The organism is Tardiphaga sp., from assembly GCF_028290785.1.
Classification (GTDB): Bacteria; Pseudomonadota; Alphaproteobacteria; order Rhizobiales; family Xanthobacteraceae; genus Tardiphaga.
In genome coordinates this window covers 1-4,432 of the sequence record NZ_JAQGJD010000348.1, presented here as the reverse complement: position 1 = coordinate 4,432, position 4,432 = coordinate 1, and the positions used below count along the sequence as shown (strand labels likewise).

Below are 4,432 nucleotides of genomic sequence, written 5' to 3'. Positions count from 1 at the left end.
GACGAGGACGCCGCCGACCAACGCGCCCGCGACAGCATGCGCGGCGCCGAGATCAAGGAAGGGATTGCGGCGTTTTCGGAGAAAAGGGCGCCGAGGTTTTAGATTGTCTCAGTCTCGTTCCCCGGACGCGATGCAGCACGAAGTGCTGCTTCGCAAAGCCGGGGTCCCGGTTTCATAAAGGCACCGGGATCCCGGATCTGCGGAGCGGCATAGCGGCGATGCAAGAGCATCGCCTGAGAATGCCGCACCGCGTCCGGGACACGAGGAGTTCTACCCCACGAACGTCGCGACATCCGGCAGCGCTGCCCGGTTCGTCCGGTAGCTGTTGACCTTGTTATCGCTATCCGCGAATCCGAACGAGATGCCGCACACCATGCGGCGGTCGTCGCTCATGCCAAAGTGCTGGCGCACCACGGCGGAGTGAAACGCCAGCGCCGCCTGCGGCACGGTGGCAATGCCGAGCGCCTGCGCCGCCAGCATGAAGCTGGTGACATAGCCGCCGCAATCCACCGCGCCATAGATGCCAAGCGCCTCGTCGGTGGTGATAACAGCCACATGCGGCGCGCCGAAGAAATTGAAATTCTCCAGCGCCTGTTTCGCGTAAGCGGCTTTGTCGCCGCGTTCGATGCCCAGCGTGTTGTAGAGCTGGAAGCCGCTCTCGCGGCGGCGGTCGAGATAGACGCCGCGATATTCGCGCGGAAACGGGAAGTCGCCGGAATTTGGCGTGCCCGCCGCGGCGAGCGGATACAGCACGTCGCGGAATTTCCGCGTCGCCTCGCCGGAGGTGATGGTCACCTGCCACGGCTGGCTGTTGCACCACGACGCGGTTTTTTGCGCGGCCGAGAGGATGCGATCGATGGTGTCGCGCGGCACCGGATCGGGCCTGAAGGCGCGGCACGAATAGCGCGCGGACAGCAGGGTTTCGAGGGTGTCGATGGGGGTGTCGGTCATGAAGTCCTCAGGAGATTGAGTTGCGTTCCCCGGATGCTGCGCAACGCGGCGCGCTTGCGCCGTGGTGCGCTGCTGATCCGGGGCCCCGGTTTTCTAAGTTACCGGGATCCCGGATCTGCGGAGCGGCGTAAGAACGCCGCACCGCGTCCGGGAAACGATCGCGGCATGTGTGCCCGGTCAGCGTCCCTTCGTCGGAATCTTGTTGAACGCCACGTCCTTGTCCACACGGATATCGCCCGGCAAACCCAGCACGCGCTCGGCGATGATATTGCGCAGGATCTCGTCGGTGCCCCCCGCGATGCGCATCGACGGCGACTGCAGGATCATCGCCTGGAACTGGCCGGCAGCGTCGGCGTCGCCTTCTGCCAGCGCGCCCGACGCGCCCTGCAGGTCGGCGGCGAACATCGCGATGTCCTGCAGCATGCTGCCCGACACCAGCTTGCCGATGGAATTTTCCGGCCCCGGGCGGTCGCCCTTCGACAGCGCCGAGATCGAACGATAGCTGGTATATTTCAGCCCGGAGTTCTTCACCGCCCAGCTCGCCAGCTTCGAGCGTACCGAGCGGTCGTCGATCGCCAGCCCGTCTTCCAGCATCAAATCGCTGCAGAACTCGAACAGTTCGGGAAAGCCGGTGGACAGCCGCGCGCCGATCGACATGCGCTCGTTCATCAGCGTCGTCAGCGACACGTTCCAGCCGTCGCCAACGGCGCCGAGCCGCTGGCTGTCGAGAATCCGGACGTTGGTGAAGAACACCTCGTTGAATTCCTGCATGCCATTGGCCTGCCGGATCGGCTTGACCTCGACGCCCGCGCTCTTCATGTCCAGGAAGAACATGGTGAGTCCCTTGTGCTTGGGCACGTTGGGGTCGGTGCGCGTGATCAGAATGCCGTAGTCGGAATAATGCGCGCCCGAGGTCCAGATTTTCTGGCCGTTGACGACCCAGTCATCGCCATCCTTTTCGGCGCGGGTGCGCAGCCCGGCGACGTCGGAGCCGCCGGCGGGTTCGGAGAATAGCTGACACCAGATCGTTTCGCCGGACGCCAGCGGCGGCAGGTATTTGCGCTTCTGCGCCTCGTCGGCATAGGCCATCACGGTGGGGCCGCACATCCCCTGGCCGATGGCGAACGGGCGCGCCAGCTTGTCGTAGACGCCCTCCTCCTGCTGCCAGATCACCCGCTCGATCGGCGTCGATCCGCGGCCGCCGTAATCCTTCGGCCAGTGCAAGCAGGCCCAGCCGGCGTCGGCCTTCTTCTTCTGCCAGGCCTTTGCGACTTCGATCATGCCGTCGCGCTTCTCGCTGGCCCGTTGCGCCGACGGTTTCGTCAGTTCCGCCTCGAGATGCTTCGGTGCGTTGGCATCGATCCAGGCACGCGCCTCGGCGCGGAACGCGGCTTCTTCGGGGGTATCATCGAAATTCATTTTGTCACTCCTTACGAGGCGTCTCTTACTTCCCCTCTCCCCTTGTGGGAGAGGGTGGCCGCGCGCCAGCGCGGACGGGTGAGGGGTATTGTTGCGCTCTGCAGCTACCCCTCATCCGTCACGGACTTCGTCCGTGCCACCTTCTCCCACCTAGCGAAGCTTCGCTTCGCGCGGGGGAGAAGGAAGAAAGGGGGCGTTGCTCTAGCGTCCCCTGGTGGGAATCTGGTTGAACGGCACGTCCTTGTCGACGCGAATGTCGCCCGGCAATCCAAGCACGCGCTCGGCGATGATGTTTCGCAGAATCTCATCGGTGCCGCCTTCGACGCGGGTGGCCGGCGAACGCAGCAGCATCGCCTGGAATTTTCCGGCGGCCTCGGCATCGTCGGGACCGCTCAATACGCCCGCGGCGCCCTGCAGGTCGAGCGCGTAGGTCGCAACATCCTGCAGCATCGATCCCGCCACCAGCTTGCCGATGGAATTTTCCGGTCCCGGCCGCTCGCCGCGCGACAGCGCTGAAATCGCGCGAAAGCTGGTGTACTTCAGCCCGCTGGCGCGCACGGCCCAGCTCGCCAGCTTCGAGCGCACCGCTCGGTCGTCGATCGCCAGCCCATCCTCCAGCATCAGATTGCTGGCGAATTCGAACAGTTCGGGTACGCCGGTCGCCATGTTGGAGCCGATCGCCATGCGCTCGTTCATCAGCGTGGTCAGCGACACGTTCCAGCCATCGCCGACGGCGCCGAGCCGCTGCGCGTCGGGAATCCGCACGTCGGTGAAATACACCTCGTTGAATTCCGACTGGCCGTTGGCCTGCTTGATCGGCTTCACCTCGACGCCCGGGCTCTTCATGTCGAGGAAGAACATGGTGAGTCCCTTGTGCTTGGGCACATGGGGATCGGTGCGGGTGATCAGGATGCCGTAGTCGGAATAATGCGCGCCCGAGGTCCAGATTTTCTGGCCATTGATGACCCAGTCATCGCCGTCTCTTTCCGCGCGGGTACGCAGGCCGGCGACGTCGGAGCCGCCGGCGGGCTCCGAGAATAGCTGGCACCAGATCTGTTCGCCGGATGCCAGCGGCGGCAAATAGTGCCGCTTCTGGTCCTCGGCGGCATAGGCCATCATGGTCGGGCCGCACATGCCGTGGCCGATGATGAACAGCGCGCCGAGCTTGCCGAACACGCCCTCCTCCTGCTGCCAGATCACCCGCTCGATCGGCGACGCGCCGCGGCCGCCATAGTCCTTCGGCCAGTGCGGCACCGCCCAGCCGGCCTCGGCCTTCTTCTTCTGCCAGGCCTTTGCGACGTCGAGGATGTTGCCGCCCTTGAGCTGGATGCGACCGAGCGACGCCTTCTTCAGCTCGTCCTCGTACTGCTTCGGCGCGTTGGCCGCGATCCAGGCGCGGGCCTCGGCACGAAACGCGGCTTCCTGCGGGGTGTCATCGAAATTCATGGCAACGCCTCCAATCGCTCTTTCTTCCTCCTTCTCCCCTTGTGGGAGAAGGTGGCACGGCCGAAGGCCGTGACGGATGAGGGGTACTGCAAGGCTCGGAGCGTGTGGCTACCCCTCACCCGTCCGCGCTTCGCGCGGCCACCCTCTCCCACCTAGCGAAGCTTCGCTTCGCGCGGGGGAGAGGGAAGAAAAAGCTACGCCGCGTTCCTCTGCCGCATGCGGTCGATCAAGGCGTCTTCCCAGTACGACAGGCTACCGAGTCCCAGCGCCAGCGCGTTGGCGCGGCGGTAGTACAAATGGCAGTCGAACTCCCAGGTGAATCCCATGCCGCCATGGACCTGGATGTTGTTCTTGGCGCAGTGCTGGAACGCCTGCGTCGCGCTGATCCGCGCCGCGGCAGCGGCTTCCGGCAACTCCGAAGCATTGGTAGAAAGCGCCCAGGCCCCGTAATAGCAATTCGAACGCGCCAGCGTGGCGGACACATACATGTCGGCGAGCATATGCTTGACCGCCTGGAACGAACCGATCTGGCGGCCGAAGGCGATGCGGTCGAGCGCGTAGTCGCGGCCCATCTCCAGCGCGCGGTCGGCGCCGCCGACCTGCTCGAAGCCGATCA

Annotated in this window: 4 protein-coding genes and 1 pseudogene; 1 reads left to right on the top strand and 4 read right to left on the bottom strand. The window is 64.9% G+C overall.

What is annotated here, in order from left to right; all coding sequences use genetic code 11:
• Positions 1 to 102: pseudogene (locus JWR89_RS22390) on the top strand (enoyl-CoA hydratase/isomerase family protein); the annotation flags it as partial.
• A gap of 168 nt (positions 103 to 270) precedes the next feature.
• Here JWR89_RS22390 and JWR89_RS22385 read toward each other — a convergent pair.
• The 4 genes from JWR89_RS22385 to JWR89_RS22370 form a co-directional block, all read right to left on the bottom strand.
• Positions 271 to 951, bottom strand: coding sequence for a nitroreductase (locus JWR89_RS22385; RefSeq protein ID WP_299720250.1), 681 nt, complete (start codon positions 949 to 951; stop codon positions 271 to 273).
• 177 nt (positions 952 to 1,128) lie between these two features.
• Entirely contained in the window at positions 1,129 to 2,370 is a 1,242-nt protein-coding gene (locus tag JWR89_RS22380) for an acyl-CoA dehydrogenase (RefSeq protein WP_299720248.1), read from the bottom strand.
• Positions 2,371 to 2,571: 201 nt separating this feature from the next.
• Positions 2,572 to 3,816, bottom strand: coding sequence for an acyl-CoA dehydrogenase (locus JWR89_RS22375; protein ID WP_299720246.1), 1,245 nt, complete (start codon positions 3,814 to 3,816; stop codon positions 2,572 to 2,574).
• Positions 3,817 to 4,010: 194 nt separating this feature from the next.
• A partial coding sequence (locus JWR89_RS22370) for an acyl-CoA dehydrogenase family protein (RefSeq protein ID WP_299720244.1) occupies positions 4,011 to 4,432 on the bottom strand: 422 nt, incomplete at its 5' end.